This is a genomic window from Lentisphaera profundi (assembly GCF_028728065.1).
Taxonomy (GTDB): Bacteria; Verrucomicrobiota; Lentisphaeria; order Lentisphaerales; family Lentisphaeraceae; genus Lentisphaera; species Lentisphaera profundi.
Genome location: NZ_CP117812.1, coordinates 1 through 17,165 on the forward strand (window position 1 = coordinate 1; position 17,165 = coordinate 17,165).

Here is a 17,165-nt window from a genome sequence, read left to right on the forward strand (position 1 = left end):
AAAGTCGATGTCCTTTGGGAGATCGACTTTTTTAATGCGGTGGTTAACATTTTACGTCTTTCGAATCGGACTTGAAATACCTTATGGACTATCGCTATCCGGATAATTAATGTATAGATTTCGATCTTTTTTATTTGGAAGTTTGAATGAGAAATAAGCTTATCTTAAGTAAAATTTGATAACTAGGATAATAAATTATGTCTCAAACCATTACAAAAATCACCACTCATGATACTCGTTTCCCACTCGGTCCTGGAGCAGGCAGTGATGCAGTACACATCGATGCAGTCTATTCCTATGCGGTATGCCAACTGCATACAGAAGGTAAAACTAAAGGTATAGGGCTTGCTTTCACCGTGGGAGCCGGTAATGAACTGGTTTGCCAAGCAATTGAGTTTTTGGCCAAAGAATTAGTAGGTCGTGACCTCGATGAGCTGATGGCGGAATTCGGAGAAGTTCAGCGAAAAATGTCTAATCACACTCAGTATCGTTGGGTGGGGCCCCATAAGGGAGTGGTACAACTGGCATTGGCAGCGATTACTAATGCCTGTTTTGATCTCTGGGCGAAAGAGCGCGGCGTACCGCTTTGGAAGCTCTTATTAGATCTCAATACAGAAGATACCATTGCTTTACTCGACTTTTCTTATATAGAAGATGCGCTCACAAAAGATGAAGCTCGAGCCATTCTCAATAGTCACGCAATAGACCGTCATAAACGTGAAAGTATTTTGACGGAGAATTATCAAGGCTATGATACCTCAATTGGTTGGTTCAATTATAGTGATCAAAAAGTTCGCGATAACATAAAAAAGAGTATGGATGCGGGTTTCACGTCAATGAAGCTCAAAGTTGGCTCACCTGATCACGAGCGTGATTTGCGTCGTGCCTTTATGGTCCGAGAATGTGCGGGTGATAACGCCACGGTGATGCTCGATTGTAATCAGCAGTGGCAGATGCAAGAGTCCATTGAGTTTATGATGAAAGCCAAGGGCATGAATCCTTACTGGATTGAAGAGCCGACACATCCAGATGACATTTTGGGTCATCAAACTTTAGCGCGTGCGATCTCACCGATCAAAATTGCCTGTGGTGAACACGTACCAAATCGAATTATCTTCAAAAATTATCTTCAATCAAACGCCATGCATTTCAATCAGGTAGATGCAGTGCGAGTTGGCGGTATTTCAGAATTTTTAGTCATTTCGCTTATGAGCCGTAAGTTTAATATCCCCGTTGTTCCACATGTGGGCGACATGGGGCAGATTCATCAGCATTTGGTTTTATTCAATCATATTGCAATGGGCCATGAAGCGCTCTTCCTCGAGCATATTCCACACTTGCAACAGCATTTCGTTAATCCGTGTCAGATTGTTGATGGCCGTTATATCACTCCTCAAGATATCGGCGCTAGTAGCGATCTAAAATGTCTTCAAAATCAAACTATTTGCGAAGTGAACTAAAATGGATAAAGCAATCGAAATCAACCCCAATTCCGAAGCTGTAAATAGCATTGGTGGCATTGATATAAGCATCATCATTCTCTATGTTATTGGGATTATTGCCGTTGGTTGTTGGGCAGGTATGCGCAATAAGAATAAAGAGGAATCTGCGAAGGATTATTTCCTTGCGGGGGGAACGCTCAAATGGCCCGCAATTGGTCTTGCGCTCTTCGCAACCAATATCTCAACAGTGCATTTAGTATCCTTGGCGGAGGCAGGTTTCACTTCTGGCTTACTCAATGGTAACTATGAATGGATGGCCGTATTTACCTTGATTATTCTAGGTGTCTTTTTTGCCCCTTTTTATATTCGTTCGAAAGTAACGACTTTACCTGATTTTCTTGAAAAGCGTTACTCGCGTTCTAGCCGTGACTGGTTAGCCGTGATGTCAGTGGTATCTGCCGTGACGATTCATATTTCTTTTGCTTTGTTTACGGGAGCCCTCGTACTCAAAGGAATGTTTGGCTTTCCGATGTTATACAGTGTGATCGGGGTCTCGATTCTCACAGGTATTTATACGGTTGTGGGTGGTTTGAAAGCGGTGGTAGTCACCGAATCAATTCAAACAATTGTACTGCTTCTCGGTGCTTGTGCAGTGACTTATTTCTGCTGGGATAAAGTCGGCGGTTGGGATGAAATGGTAGCCAACATTAAACCTGAGCAATTGAGCATGTTAAAGACTGAGGGTGATAGCCCTTGGTATGCCTTCTTCTTGGGCTTTCCCGTCTTAGGGATTTGGTATTGGTGTGCGGATCAAACGATTGTACAACGTGTTCTGGGTGCGAAGGATGAGAACCATGCACGAGTGGGTGCCATTTTTGCTGGATTCATTAAAATTTTACCAGTGTTTATTTTTATTCTTCCCGGCCTGATGTTTTACGCGATGATTCAACAAGGCACGATTGCGGAGTCCGCAATGCCGACCAAGATGGTCGATGGCAAATCTGTCATCGATGCAGGGCAAACTTATGCGGTAATGATTCGCGAGCTTCTTCCTGTAGGATTAAAAGGCGTCGTTGCCGCCGCTTTATTATCAGCACTTATGAGTACGGTTTCAGGAGCTTTAAACTCTATTTCAACACTTGTGAGTTATGATATTTATAAACGCTTTAATCCGGAAGTCAGTGATCGTAGTTTAGTGACAGTAGGGCGTATCGCTTGTGTTTTAGCCACTCTTATATCTATCGTGATTTCACTACAGTTGGATAGATTTGGTAGTATTATTGAAGGTCTTAATACACTGATTGGTTACATCGCTGCTCCTATTACTGCAGTGTTTGTGACGGGAGTCTTCTGGGGAAAAGCTTCCGCTAAATCAGCTACAACTACACTGGCCTTTGGCTTTGTGGTTTCATTATTCTTGATGATCTTCAGCTTCACGGGAACAACGATTCCAGTTTGGAGTGATATACCCTTCCTAATGCAGGCCTTTTATCTATGGGTGTTCTATACAATTATTATCATTGTGATGTCGACCATTCAGCCGCATGTTCACACCGAAGAGAGTAAAAAACTTTACTGGAAAACGCCCTTTGAAGCCCTTCAAGGAGAAGCCTGGAAAGGCATTGGCAATTATAAATTCCTCAGTGGCCTCTTATGTACTATTATGGCTATTTTGTATTATAACTTTCGATAAAGGTAAACTGGATTTATTATGAAAAAAATGATTACTTCAGCCTTTGCACTAGCCGCCTTAGCGTCTTGTAGCTCACAAAAACCTTCTGCTTCAGAAAACACCGAGCCGACTAAGGTGGCGGCTATCTATGGTGCCACTAACCCCAAAGTGAGTGAAGATACTCAATGCATCCGCTACTTTGGCTCAGTGGTAGAACTCAAAGGGGAGAAAGAAAAGCTCTATCGAGAACTTCATGCGGATGTTTGGGCTGAAGTCATTGCGGCGATCGCAAAAGCCAATATTCGTAATTATCACATTTATCTGACTGAACTCCAGGGCAAAAAGTATCTCTTTAGTTACTTCGAGTATCATGGTAAAGATATGGATAAAGACTTTGAAAGTATGGCAGAGGATAAAACGACTAGAGAAAAATGGTGGCCGATTACTGATGACTGCCAGCAACGTATCCCGGGAACAGCAGAAGACTCCCAATGGATGAACCTTGAATCATTAATGCACATAAAATAATTTTTATAAGGATAGAACTATGAAAAATAAATTTTCAAAATTCACTTTAACGTCACTCTTGACTCTAAGTAGCAGCGTACTTTTTGCGGAAAGTAAACCCAATGTCATTGTCATCTTAGCGGATGATATGGGGAAAGACTCAGTTTCAGCATTTAATCCTAATTTGGGTTTTAAAACTCCACGTATAGATTCATTAGTCGGGCAGGGGATGAGCTTTAGCGATGCCCATTCGGGCTCAGCGGTTTGTACTCCCACACGCTATGGATTACTGACGGGACGTTATTCCTGGCGTTCGCGTCTCAAGAGCTATATCGTCCCTATATGGGATGGAGCGCTTATTGAAAAAGGTCGCATGACGATTGGCTCCATGCTTCAAAAAGAAGGTTATCATACATCCTGTATTGGCAAGTGGCATTTGGGAATGGATTGGACTTTCAAAGCCTCCGCAATGATTCCTCTTGGCAACAGAAAAGCTTTAAAAAAGCTTGCGGTTCAAGGCATTGACTGGACTCAGCCGATCAAAAATGGACCCAATGATCGCGGTTTTGATTATCATTTTGGGGATGACACAATCAACTGGCCACCCTTTGCCTTCATTGAGAATGACCGAATTATTGGAACACCAGATCCTAAGACTTTTAAAACAAACGATGAAAATTGGGCCGAGAATAAAGTTCTTCCGACCATTACCGCCAAAGCAGTCGACTATATCACGACACAAGCCAAAAGTGATAAGCCTTTCTTCCTTTACTTTCCCATGACTTCTCCGCATAGCCCAATTGCTCCTGCAGAAGGCTTCCTCGGTAAGAGTGGCATTTCACCCTATGTTGATTTTGTGATCGAAACTGACCATAGGATCGGTCAAATTATTGATGCAGTTGATCAGGCGGGTATCGCCGAAAATACGATTATTATTCTTACTGCGGATAATGGAACTTCGATCACATTCCCAAGCAAAGATGGTAGCTTGAAGAAAGGAGTGAACTTCAACAATTCTTACCGCGGTGCTAAATCAGATATCTGGGAAGGTGGACATAATGTGCCTTTCATCGTGCGCTGGCCTAAGGAAATCAAAGCTGGTTCAAGTAACCAAACTCCGATCTGCTTAACCGATATCATGGCAACTATTGCAGATATTAACGCTATCGAAGTGCCTGTAAATGCGGCAGAAGATAGTGTCAGTATACTTCCGGCACTGCAAGGCAAAACACTTGATCGAGGTGCAATCATTAATCACTCAATTTCAGGAAAATTTGCCATCCGAAAAGGAAAGTGGAAACTCGCTTTTTGTTCCGGCTCAGGCGGTTGGTCTTTAAAGGATAATGAAGCCACAAAGCAAGGTCTTCCAGACGTGCAGCTCTATAACCTTGAACAAGATCCCAAAGAAACGACAAACCTAATAAATCAAAACCCCGAGCTCGTCAAAGAACTCACCAAGCAGCTTCACAGCATGATTTCTAAAGGACGTACGACTCCTGGTGCAGATCAATCAAACGTTGGTGAAACGTGGCTGCCTGAACTTTAAGAGAATCTACGGTGAGATTGTTTAATATTAAGCGCAGACACGAAGTGACTAGCGTTGGGATTCTTAAGGGTGCTTCGCATCCTTGAGTAGTGTGAGGGACGAGTCCCTCACACTCCCACGAAGGACTTGCCAGCCCTTCACCCGGCAATATATTATATAATCTACCTAAATGAGAAGTGCCATGAAAAAAATAGTTTTATTAAGCCTTTTATTCATGCCCTGTTTAATTCAGGCCAAGCAGCCTAATGTCATTATAATTATTACTGACGATCACGGGTATGGTGATATTGCCGCACACGGTAATCCAGTCATTAAAACGCCGGGATTAGACAAACTGCACTCTGAATCTTTACGTTTCACCAATTTTCATGTGGACCCAACTTGTGCTCCGACTCGTGGAGCCCTGATGTCGGGGAAATATTCACACCGTGCTAGAGTCTGGCACACTATCCTCGGAGGGAATAGCATGCGTGCTGGCCAGACTATTATGCCGGAGCTGTTTAAGAACTCTGGATATAATACAGTCATGTTTGGCAAGTGGCATCTTGGTGCTAATTATCCATATCGGCCTATAGATCGTGGTTTTGATGAATGGCTTGGTTCCGGCAATGGCGGAACGGGAACAACTGATGATTACTTCACAAATGATCGTGTAAATGATCACTACCTACATAATGGTGAGTGGGAATATCACGAAGGTTTTGCGCCGGACGTTTTTTTTGGTGCCGCGCGGAAATTTATTAAAACTAAGGGTAAAGAAAAGCCTTTTTTCATGTACCTCGCCACTTATGTTCCGCATGGACCTTATACACTTCCAGATCAAGATCTTACTACTGCCTATCAACAAGAACTGACTGAAAAATTCGGTGAAATCCAGGCTAAGAAAATTGCCTACTACTACGCCAGTATTGGAGTTGTTGACAAGAATGTAGGCCTCTTACGTCAAACGTTAAAAGAAGAAGGACTCGATAAAGACACCATTTTAATCTTCATGAGCGATAACGGAGCTACCAGTGGACGAGTAGTCTTCAATGCGGGCATGAAAGGAGGCAAGGGATCTGTTTCTGATGGCGGCCACCGTGTTCCCTTTTTCATTCACTGGCCAGCGGGAAATATCCAGCATGGTAGCGATGTCCCTGCACTCAACGCCCATTTTGATGTCTTGCCTACTTTAGTTGATTTACTTGATCTAGAAGTGCCCAATAAATTGGATATTGATGGACGAAGCTTCAAAAAACAGCTTTTTACTCCGCAGCTCGAGCTTCCCGCAAGGACCCTTTTTGTAGAAACTCAACGCACAGTTTTACCTGAGAAGTGGTCAAAAACGGTCGCCATGACAAAGCGCTGGAGATTAATAGATAATAAAAATCTCTATGATATCAAAGCCGACCCAGGTCAAGAAAAAAACCTTTTTGCTGAATACCCTGAAGTCGTACAGCAACTTCGGGAGGATTTTGAAAATTACTGGGAACACGTCAGTCCAAATGATCGGGAAGCCACGGTTACGACCATTGGTCATCCAAATGACAAAGAAACCTTCCTCAGCTCTGAAGACTGGTATGTGAAAGGTGCGGCATGGAATCATGGCACGGCCTCCAGAGGCAGTAAAGTATACGGCCCATGGTTTGTGAAAGCTCATACAAAAGGGCGCTATCAGTTTGAATTGCGCCGCTGGCCGGAAGAAGTCGATACACCCATCTCCGGAGTACCGATTCTAGATAAATCTGTCGATGCTTGGGATGAAAAAGGCGCCAAACCTACACTCATTTATTCAGGGGAGAAAAATCCTTTTAAAGCGCTCCCGGTTAAATTTATGAAACTAACAATGGGGAGTTTAAGCAAAATCATTGCTATTGATGATAAAACAACTCACAGTCTTTTTGAGTTTGAACTAGAGAATCAGCAGTATGAACTTAAAGCCGAGATGCTCGATGGCAATAAAAAAGTCATTGCTGGAGCTTATTACGTCTACTGCCGTAAATTATAAATCGGTTCTTCGTGAACAAAGCTGATGAAATTTTATTTTCTGGGAGCGCAGGCGGCTCGCCTGCTTTGAGAAGATCAAATAATTACTTTATGTTCCAATAAGTGTGATTGTAAAGTATAAACAACTTAGAGAGTTAAAATGTCCCTGAATTTCCAGCCACAAATGCCAAAGAAGAAATTCCAGATCATTATTATTGGTGCGGGAGGAATTGTGCGTGACTCGCATTTACCCGCCTATAAAAAAGCGGGCTTTGAAGTCGCTGGGATCTTTGATCTCAATCAAGAAGCCGCTCAAAAGCTAGCTAATGAATTTGCTATAACACAGGCCTTCACAAGTCTAGAAGCTGCAATTGAAGCCTCCGATGAAAATACCGTTTGGGATATGGCCTTGCCGGCATCAGTCATTATGAAAGTCCTGGAACAGCTTCCAGATAGTTCCCATCTTTTGATTCAAAAACCCATGGGTGAAAATATTGAAGAGGCGCAAGTTATTCTCGATTGCGTGAAGCGCAAAAAGATTCAGGGGGGCATCAATTTTCAGTTGCGTTATGCTCCTCTAGCCATTGGGGCTCGTGATCTCTTAGAACAAGGTGCACTCGGAGATTTACTCGATATGGAAATCAAAGTCACCTGCCATACTCCCTGGGGACTCTGGGACTTCTTGAAAGGCTTACCGCGTATGGAAATTCTTTATCATAGTATTCATTATGTGGATTTAGTTCGTTCCTTCATGGGTGAACCTAAACGAATTTTGGCTCACACAGTAGGACATCCTGATACCGAGGGAATTGCCTCGACCCGTACTTGTATCATTATGGAATATGCTAAAAATAAACGAGCCATTATTAACACCAATCACGATCATAAATTCGGTCCTGAACTGATGGAGAGTTATGTCAAATGGGAAGGGACTCAGGGGGCAATCAAAGCTCAAATCGGAGTTAATATGGATTACCCCAAGGGACGTCCAGATTATTTCCGTTACTGCTTACTCTCAGAAAATGATACACCCACTTGGAAAGAAGAAGAACTTCCCGGCACTTGGTTTCCCGATGCTTTTATCGGTCCCATGGCGGACCTCATGCGTCTTAAGAATGGCGAGATAAACTCGATGCCCACATCATTCGAAGATGCGTTTCAAACAATGAACTGCGTCGAAAAAGCTTATGGTTCCACCGAATAGATAATATCGAATTTTCATCAATTTGTGGTGTGTTTTAGAGTGCTTAATCTTTATTTAAGCGGATAAGTTTCGACTTGATGGAAGTTGGCGATGAGAAAGGACCTTTCTAGCTTCCAGTTATTTTTAGTTATTTTCAAGTTAATGCGGCCAGGATTGGGGCGAGTTAAACTGATTTTATAATCATTCCATAAAAAGCATTGATCACTGATTTTGGTGATTTTACTCTGGCGAGGTAAATCAAAATAGAGTGGACAATCATTATCAAAGGCTATTTGCTGCAGATATTTTTGGAATTGAGTAGGCGTCGTCCTTGGATTAAGAAAACTCAGTGAATGAAGGCGCTTTTTATTGAGTAGGGATAAACAACCCAAAGAAGAATTTTTGCGATTATCGCAAATGAGTATGGAGCTTTTATTAATGGCTCGCTCATCGAGTTTTTTGATGATGAAGCTCGAGCTCTGAAAATCACTGGCATTGACTAATAAGGACTCGTCATCTTTGAAAAGAACTAAGCACAATTGTTCTTGTCCTGAAGAACGAAAAATAATGATGGAATCTTCTTTGGGCTTTATTTGCAGTAGGATTAAGAAGCAAAAAATAAGCACCGCAATCAAGCGAACTTGCAGCCGGGACTTAATGCGGAGACGTAAAATCAAGAGGAAGATGGCGGTGTAGAGCAGGCAATGAAGGCCTGAGAGTGTTCCTAGTTTAAGGGAGAACTGAGCACTCAAACTTGCTAAGCCCGCAAAGAATCCGGTAAACACTTTGAGTAGGGGGATTAAGGGAGTGAAGACTGAGCTCAGCAAAGCACAAGAAATGAGTGGAGCGGCAAGAAAAATACAGATTAAGTTGATGGCTAAAGAAAAGGGGTTGGTATTGGCGGAGAGGTAAATATTCATTGCAAGAGAACTGAGATAGGCGACGACAGTAATACCAAAGGCCTTAATGAATTTGTTTTTTAAATGATGGCGGTGATAAGAAAAAGGCAGCCCCCACTGAATTTTTTCGTCGAGAATTTCGCAAAAACGATCCAGTTTATCCATGCTTAATAAGAGTGCAAAAATCACCAGAAAAGAAAATTGGAAACCCACTAATAAGAGTTCATTTGGATTGATGAGAAGAATCACAAAAGCGGCACAATAAAGACTATTAAGACTGACGCTACTTTTTTTGAGGCAAATGCCGATGGACCAAACAGAAATCATGATCCAGGCACGCAATGCGGATGCGGGGATCCCAGTCATGATTAAGTAGGGGATAAGCAAAAGTGGCAGTAGAGAAAAGCGCCACCAAACGGGGATACAGAATAGGCGCATGAGTAATAAAATAATGAGCGAAACGATACCTACATGCAAACCTGAGACCGCGAAAATATGCATCAGGCCAGATTTCCTAAGGGTGTCTTTTTGGATGCTTGTAAGCTCTTGCTTCAAGCCAAAAAGCATGGCGGCAAGTATTTGGTATTCACGCTCAGAATTCAGTTGAGTGCTGAGACGGAGTAAAAATTGGTCACGAGATTTTAAAATTGATTTATTAAAGCAAGCCCGGGGATTTATCTGAATATCTTCCGGTGAGTTGGGAATGAATTTCCAATAAAAACCCTGTTGATGTAAATGATTAATATAGCCTGATTCATGATCCAGTGAACTCACCAGAGGAATTAAAGATCCTGTAGTGATGAGCTGATCATTGTAGTTGAATAAAGTGTCTTTTGGTTTGATAAAGAGAGCTTTAAAATTACTGAGATGAAGTCCCCCATGACTTTCAAATGAATTGATATTTATTTGAATTTCTCTACGGGAAGTATGACCATTAACGATTTGTTTATCAATAATAGAAGCTTCGAGCTTTCCGCCCATGGAGTGAAAATGATCAGGTGGACTTTGTTGAAAGAAAAAGCCCCAAGCAAGACCTAAGAAAAGAGGGAATAGTAGGCGATAGGATTTTTTATAAATGAAAAGTGTACAAAGAATGCTTAGAAAAATTAACTTATAGATCAGCGCACAATTTTGAAAGGAAAGAAAAATCATAAGCCCAGCAATAAATGACCAAAAAGCTCGTTCCAATGGATAAGCGTGGCAGTCAATAGACATTTTTGTACCTCTCCTCATTAATCGGTACAGTAATTTTGTTGTAGCCGATATATACTTGTTATCTTAATTTAACACAGGGAAGTTTATGAGAAAAATATTTTGCGTATTAATATGTTCTATTTTCGTACAAAGTATTTCTGCAGGGGAGATAAAATTTCGTTCGCCTTTAGAGGGCCAAATCTATCACTACAGTGTGCAACTTGCTTATTATAAGGCAAATACGAATCCTAAAGCAAAAGATTTGCAGGAGCTCTTAAACTTTGTTCACTTTATGCGTCCTGATCTAAGAGTATCGAAAGACATAAAAACGGCCTTGGTTTTTGGTAAACCCTTATCAATCAAGGGACGTGATACGAGCGAACTACTAGGATCTAAGCTTAAAATGCGGGCTTTGGAGCTGAAGGAAGACAGGGATCAACGTGAGTTGCTTTATATTTATGCTCAAATGTGCAAGCAATATGGGAAGCTGGACGAATCGCTTCATTTATTGATGGATGATGCACGTGCATCCAGTTTTAACTTAGATAGCAAGCATTTATTTAAGACAGCAGGCTCACCAGAGGTTTATGATGTCGAGAAAGAAGCAGAGCAATTAGCTTTAGATGCCGAACGTCAGCGTAAGGAAGATGAGGCACATAGGCTTGTAAGTGGTAGTAATGATCCTGAAGAAACAATGGAGAAAGACGATTTTAAATCACTTCTACAAAATCATAAAATGACCATCGCGTACTCAGAAGTATCTGCGATAAGTGCGATAAATGAAATGATTCATGGCATGTATTGGTTGGGAGTATCTTTTCAGTATGAAGGAGTAAGGCTCTCTCATTTAGGTTCAATGAAAGCTACCAATGGCGCCGTTTTTTACAAGAGTGTGCTGCCGCGTCCGGAAAAAGAAACTCATATCTTAGCTAATAAATCGGTACGAGATATCTTAGAGCACATGACTGAACAACTTAATTTACAGTATGTGATCGAAGGTAATACGGTGAAAATTTCTGATGCACCTCCCCCCTTATTTCCTGAATGGGGCACTGGTGGAATTCCAGCGTATGTACTTTTTCAAAAATTGCGTGGCTATAGTCGTACCCAATTAGAAAAGTATAAAGGCAAAGAATTTAAAATTAATGGCTATATTCAGAATATGGGTACTGCGGGAAATCGCAATTATATGATGACACTTGATTCGGATCAGATTATTATGCAAATCCCTCTTTATAATGTCGACCTCGGCAATTGGAGTGATTTAAACGAGAAGCTCAAAGGCTGGAAAACTGAGAGTAAAAAAGCAAAAAAAGAATCAGTGACCAAAAACAGAAAAAACAAATCAAAGGGTGAATTTGAGCGTATTACTTATGGTTCAAATAATGTGTATGTGACGGCCTATGTGACTGCTGAGGGAGTTAAAGGAGGAAAACTTTATCTTACTGAGGCAAAAAAAGTTTCTGTCAAGGGCTTGGGTCGCCGTATTACTTTGGACGAAGATAACGACTAATTCATGAATCAGGAAAAAGCGATTGCCCTCAGTTTTGACTCAGGGACAATCATTGTCGATCATTTACAGGGTGAGCCCTTAGAGCTTTTAAAAAGTTTACTCAGCTATGATGAGCGTGTTCGTACTTACCGAGCACTGGCGATGAATTATGCAAAAATTGTGATGGCACTGCATCGGGCCAAAATTCCATTTGTGGATGCCGCAAAAGCTTATGAGAAACAAAGTTTCTCAATGAAAAGTGGCATGATCCCGAGAGAGCATCAGAACGCGGCATTTGAAGCGTGGAGAAAAGTCAATAGTCGTGGAATGGTAGTTTTGCCAACGGGAGCCGGAAAATCATTCCTCGCTTATATGGGGATACAGTACTGTCAGCGCCCAAGTCTAATTATGGTTCCTACCATTGATTTAATGCATCAATGGAACCGTGGTTTAAGCGAAACGTTTGGAATTGAAGTGGGTATGCTTGGAGGAGGAGAGAAAAATATACAGCCGATCACCGTCAGCACTTACGACTCGGCTTTATTAATGATGGAATGGCTAGGAGACCGCTTCGGGCTCTTAGTATTTGATGAATGTCATCATTTACCTGGAGATCGCATGCGCCAAGCCGCCTTGATGTCCTTAGCTCCTTTTCGTTTAGGTTTAACTGCAACACCTGAGCGCAGTCACACCGGTTTGAGTGAATACGGAGGCTTGACGGGTCCTTTATGTTTTCGGATGGAGATAGGTGAATTAAAGGGAGATATCCTCTCCCCTTACGAGACCTGCCGAATTGAACTCGACTTAGATGAAGATGAAGAATTTCTTTATCATGAAGAAAGACAAATTTATTTAGACTTCCTTAAGCTCTGTGGGATTAGCTTTAAGAATGGTGATGGTTGGGCACGTTTTATTATGGCCTGTGCCCGCAGTGATGAAGGTAGGAGAGCCTTAAAAGCTTTCTATGCGCAGAAGAAAATAGCCAACTGTGGTCGCGCTAAGTTTCGTCAACTTTGGCAGATATTTAGAGATCACAGCGGAGAGCGAATTATCATTTTTACAGCAGATAATGATACTGCCTATGCCATTGGACGCCGCTTTTTATTACCCGTTTTAACTCATCACACTAAATCTGCCGAGCGTAAAAAAATGCTTGATCGTTTCCGCTCGGGGCAGCATCCGATTTTAGCCACATCAAAAGTTTTGAATGAAGGTGTAGATGTACCAGAAGCAAGTGTGGGGATTGTGGTTTCAGGCAGTGGAAGTACGAGGGAACACGTTCAACGTTTGGGGCGTATTTTGCGGAAGTCGGAAGGAAAGCAAGCGGTATTGTACGAATTAATTAGTCGAAACACGAGTGAATTCAACGTCTCAGAAAGAAGGAGGCAGCATAGTGCTTACGAAGGATCTCGTTAAATTTGCACGGCGCAAAGACCGCATTTATCCCCATGCAATCGAGACGGATAAAGAAGACTTATTAAGCCTGGCGAATGATTTACTCGGCATATATGCTCATGGAGAGGGGAAAAATCGGCAGGAGCTTGAAGAAGAGGCATCGATTATTGTTAATGGCTATAGTAAACCACTGATTGCACGAGGCCTGAACCGTTTATGCTTGGATCGTTGCGAGTTTACTCAATGCTTAGAATTAAACTTTACGGAAGGACGAGAAGAAATTTTTGACTTGAGTGCAAAGTTTATGCGCGAAGCGGAAAAATATGATTTCGAGTCTTTTCGCGATAAAATTGAGCAAGAAATTCCCAAAGAATTGCAATCACTCGTTCATGAAGATTTATACGGTGATCTTCCTCATAGTGATTTACTCTTGAAATTCAAAGTCATGCGAGCGGAGGATCTTCTTCATCGTTACAATTTGGCACAAGTTCAGTATCACATGTTATTTGCCGCTGAGATGAGCCTAACTTTGAAAAAAGTGGAAGCTGCAGAGCTGCGAAAAATATTTAAATACCTCAAGTTTTTCCGCTTGTTGGCGCGTATAGAGAATAAAACTAAAGGCTCCTTAACAATTATTATTGATGGACCCATAAGTCTATTTGAGAATACGCGAAAGTACGGTTTACAGCTCGCTAATTTTATCCCTGCATTTGTTGATTGTAGTCATTGGCAATTTGAGGCTAAAGTTAATTTACCTCGTTTTAAAAATAAAGTTTTACGCTTAAATCAAAAGGCAGGCCTTAAGAGCCATTATAAAAACTTTAGTGCTTATGTCCCAGAAGAAATTCGTTTGTTTCACAAGGCATTTGCGGAGAAGGCAAAAGAGTGGAAAATAGTGGGTGACACACCCTTTTTGGAAATGGGTGAAGAGGGCAAGCAAGAAATTATTTTCCCCGACTTAAGTTTTGGGAAAGAAGAAGAAAGAATCCACATGGAATTGTTTCATCGTTGGCATGCGGGGGCTTTGCGCAGGCGTTTAGAGCAGTTGAATTATAAGCCTGATTGTCGCTTAGTGATTGGAATTGATCGTAGTTTATTGCGATCGGCGTCATTTAAAGAAGAAGTGGAAGCTCATGAGTATTTTGCAGAGCACGGCTTTTTATTTAATGATTTCCCTTCAGTAACACGAGTCAATTCTTTGTTAAAAGCCTTTTAGCCATCCACATTAGGGAAACTTCGGAGATTTATGAAACGCACTTTTTTATTATTGTTCTTACTTATGCAATTTTGGAGCTCTTGCCAACAGCATGAGCCTAGTTCTAAGGTAGATCAAGAAGTTTTGAATAACTGTATGATTTGTCATGATAACAAAGAAATGCAGCGCGGACCTATTTTAGATGGTCTACAAGCAGAGTACATGCTTCAACAAGTGAAGAAATTTCGCATAGGTCAGCGAGGCACTCATAAGTTTGATTATCAGGGAGCCTTAATGGCGAGCGCTATCCAATCACTTGAAGAGGATAAAATTGCATCGGCGATTAGTGAAATTTCACAACGAAAACCTCGCCCCTATATTCGTACCGTAAAAGGTGATGTACACCGAGGAGAGATTTTATATAAAGAGACTTGCCACAGTTGTCATGGAGAAAATGCTGAGGGGATAAAAGATTTAAAAACCGCTAATCTAGCCATTTTAGAAGATTGGTACTTACTGATGCAATTGAGGAATTTTAAATCGAGTCGTCGTGGCTATCATGCAGATGATATACAGGGACAGATCATGAGAACAATTGTAGCGCCATTGAATGATAAGGACTTTAAAAGTCTGGTTAAATATATTTCTCAGATAAATCTAAAAAAGTAAACCTAAGATAAATCTTGCTGCCATTGGATGAACATCAGCGCTGCCCAAAGTTTATGCTGGTGGTTAGCACTGCCATTTAGGTGTTGTTTAAAAGTTTGCTGTAATTCCTGTTGATAGAAAAAGTCCAGGTTATTAGCACTATGAATGAGATCTTGTGCCCATTCTTTTAGCTCACCTCGTAGCCATTCCGCAATCGGGATGGCAAAGCCTTGCTTAGGAGTATCCAAGTTGTAATCTGGTAAGTGTCGTCCCAAAAGAGATTTTAAAATGCGTTTCTTCATGTTCTTTTCGGGTCCAATAAGGCTATCCATACCGATGCTCCATGAATGTTCGACTAAGCGATGATCAAGTAGTGGCGAACGTAGCTCTAGGCTGGCCGACATGGAGGCACGGTCAGCTTTTTGTAAAATGTCATCACTGAGGTACATCATTAAATCAGAAAACATAAATTGACGAATAGGATCTAAGAAATCAGGCCATTCATCTTGGTCTGAAAAGAGGTGAATACCATCTTGACCATAACGGAGAATATCACTGGGATGATCCCATAATGAATGCAATTCACGATACACTTTACGAGAATCATTCCTTTTAAGTGCTTTGGCAAATTTGTAGGCTTTGTCCGCCACGAGATGAGGAGCTTTCTTCCCTTTGGTTTTATAGACTAAGTTGGCTAAATAATTTAAGTGACCAGGTCTGAGTGAATTAATACCTGCACAGATACCTTTATTAATAAAATCAGGGTATTTTTGACGCATGGCGAGAATCTTTTCACCCCATAAATAACGTTCATAACCACAGAAAATTTCATCGCCACCATCTCCGCCAATGGCAACAGTAACTTGCTTACGAGCCAGTTGCGAAATGAGTGTAGTCGGTATGATAGATGAGTCAGCAAAGGGTTCATCACAGATTTGTGGAAGTCTGGGAATGAGATCAAGTGCATCCTTTGGTGTCACCATGAAGGTCGTATGGTCGGCCCCAATCGCCTTTGCGGTAAGTTCAGCTTGGGCAGTTTCATTGTACTGGCTTTCTTCAAAGCCAATAGAGAATGTTTTGAGCGCTTGTGGATGAGTTTTTGCGGCCATCGCACAAATGAGTGAGGAATCAATTCCGCCGGATAAAAAGGCTCCTACAGGAACATCGGCATTGAGTCGTAGGCGGATGCTATCTTGCAAGAGGCCTTCTGTCTTTTCTACATTTTCCGCAAAGCTTAGACCGGAAGTCTTATTGCAGACAATTTTGTGTGGATCCCACCAAGCTTTAATATTCTTAACGGTGAAGCTCTTGAGAGAAAAAGAAAGGATGTGTCCAGGGCGTAATTTGTAACAATTTTTAAAAATTGAATAGGGGGCAGGAACGTAGCCATATTGCATGTACATGTGCAGCGCATCATGGGCGACTTCTGCTTTAAAGGCGGGTGCTTTACGCAAGCTCTTGAGTTCGGAGGCAAAAAGAAAATGGTGGTGAGAAAAAGCATAAAATAAAGGTTTCTTGCCCAAGTGATCTCGGAATAGCTTAAGTTCGTGTTTCACACGGTCCCAAACGGCAGCGACAAACATTCCATTGAAGTGAGTTAGAGATTCTTCAACACCCCAGTAAGTGATGGCAGCTAAAATTGTTTCAGTATCAGAATTTCCTTGATAGGGATAGGGATGTTTTATCTTTGAGCGAATTTCTTCTGAGTTATATATTTCGCCATTGAAGGAAATGACGTAGCGACCACAGGCACTATGCATGGGTTGGGCGCCCGCAGGGCTGAGCTCAATAATAGAGAGACGAGTATGGCCCAGCGCAATGTGGTCATCATTCCAAGTGCCATGGGCATCGGGGCCACGGTGATCTAGCTGAGTGACCATGTCACTCAGAGCATCCTTATCTTCAATGCTCACGCCCCCTTTACTGAGGAATCCTGCTATCCCACACATCTTAATACCCTCTTGTTTTACAAAAATTTACTCTGTGTCCAAAATTTTACACGAAAAGCTCATAGTGAAGTAGAGCTA

12 protein-coding genes are annotated in these 17,165 nt (G+C 41.7%); 10 read left to right on the forward strand and 2 right to left on the reverse strand.

Annotated features, from left to right (window positions below):
• The first annotated feature begins 197 nt into the window (after positions 1-197).
• The 6 genes from PQO03_RS11585 to PQO03_RS11610 all read left to right on the forward strand — a co-directional run bounded on the left by PQO03_RS11585 (position 198) and on the right by PQO03_RS11610 (position 8,336).
• A complete protein-coding gene (locus PQO03_RS11585) occupies positions 198-1,460 on the forward strand; it encodes an enolase C-terminal domain-like protein (RefSeq protein WP_274153354.1) in 1,263 nt (420 codons plus the stop codon).
• A 1-nt stretch (position 1,461) separates the two neighbouring features.
• Positions 1,462-3,135 carry a sodium:solute symporter gene (locus PQO03_RS11590; protein ID WP_274153355.1) on the forward strand — a complete coding sequence of 558 codons (1,674 nt, stop codon included), beginning with the start codon at positions 1,462-1,464 and terminating at the stop codon, positions 3,133-3,135.
• Positions 3,136-3,153: 18 nt separating this feature from the next.
• Entirely contained in the window at positions 3,154-3,642 is a 489-nt protein-coding gene (locus PQO03_RS11595; protein ID WP_274153356.1) for an L-rhamnose mutarotase, read from the forward strand.
• A 19-nt stretch (positions 3,643-3,661) separates the two neighbouring features.
• A complete protein-coding gene (locus PQO03_RS11600) occupies positions 3,662-5,167 on the forward strand; it encodes a sulfatase family protein (RefSeq protein ID WP_274153357.1) in 1,506 nt (501 codons plus the stop codon).
• A 181-nt stretch (positions 5,168-5,348) separates the two neighbouring features.
• The gene (locus tag PQO03_RS11605; protein WP_274153358.1) at positions 5,349-7,154 is read left to right on the forward strand and encodes an arylsulfatase; all 1,806 of its coding nucleotides are present in this window, start codon (positions 5,349-5,351) and stop codon (positions 7,152-7,154) included.
• Between the two features lie 138 nt (positions 7,155-7,292).
• Positions 7,293-8,336 carry a Gfo/Idh/MocA family protein gene (locus PQO03_RS11610; RefSeq protein ID WP_274153359.1) on the forward strand — a complete coding sequence of 348 codons (1,044 nt, stop codon included), beginning with the start codon at positions 7,293-7,295 and terminating at the stop codon, positions 8,334-8,336.
• A 50-nt stretch (positions 8,337-8,386) separates the two neighbouring features.
• Here the strand turns inward: PQO03_RS11610 and PQO03_RS11615 are convergent, their stop codons facing one another.
• Complete coding sequence (locus tag PQO03_RS11615) at positions 8,387-10,429, reverse strand: ComEC/Rec2 family competence protein (protein WP_274153360.1); 2,043 nt, start codon at positions 10,427-10,429, stop codon at positions 8,387-8,389.
• Positions 10,430-10,514: 85 nt separating this feature from the next.
• Here PQO03_RS11615 and PQO03_RS11620 point away from each other — a divergent pair, with 85 nt between their 5' ends.
• The 4 genes from PQO03_RS11620 to PQO03_RS11635 are packed head-to-tail and all read left to right on the forward strand — an operon-like array spanning position 10,515 to position 15,159.
• On the forward strand, positions 10,515-11,921 hold the full coding sequence (locus tag PQO03_RS11620; RefSeq protein ID WP_274153361.1) for a hypothetical protein: 1,407 nt from the start codon (positions 10,515-10,517) through the stop codon (positions 11,919-11,921).
• A gap of 3 nt (positions 11,922-11,924) precedes the next feature.
• Positions 11,925-13,316 carry a DEAD/DEAH box helicase gene (locus tag PQO03_RS11625; RefSeq protein ID WP_274153362.1) on the forward strand — a complete coding sequence of 464 codons (1,392 nt, stop codon included), beginning with the start codon at positions 11,925-11,927 and terminating at the stop codon, positions 13,314-13,316.
• Positions 13,294-14,511 carry a DUF790 family protein gene (locus tag PQO03_RS11630; RefSeq protein ID WP_274153363.1) on the forward strand — a complete coding sequence of 406 codons (1,218 nt, stop codon included), beginning with the start codon at positions 13,294-13,296 and terminating at the stop codon, positions 14,509-14,511. Before PQO03_RS11625 ends, PQO03_RS11630 begins: the two co-directional genes overlap by 23 nt.
• 30 nt (positions 14,512-14,541) lie before the next feature.
• Positions 14,542-15,159: a c-type cytochrome gene (locus PQO03_RS11635; protein WP_274153364.1), complete on the forward strand. Its 618-nt coding sequence runs from the start codon at positions 14,542-14,544 to the stop codon at positions 15,157-15,159.
• A 2-nt stretch (positions 15,160-15,161) separates the two neighbouring features.
• Here PQO03_RS11635 and asnB read toward each other — a convergent pair whose 3' ends face one another.
• Positions 15,162-17,087: an asparagine synthase (glutamine-hydrolyzing) gene (gene asnB / locus PQO03_RS11640; RefSeq protein WP_274153365.1), complete on the reverse strand. Its 1,926-nt coding sequence runs from the start codon at positions 17,085-17,087 to the stop codon at positions 15,162-15,164.
• Positions 17,088-17,165 lie beyond the last annotated feature (78 nt).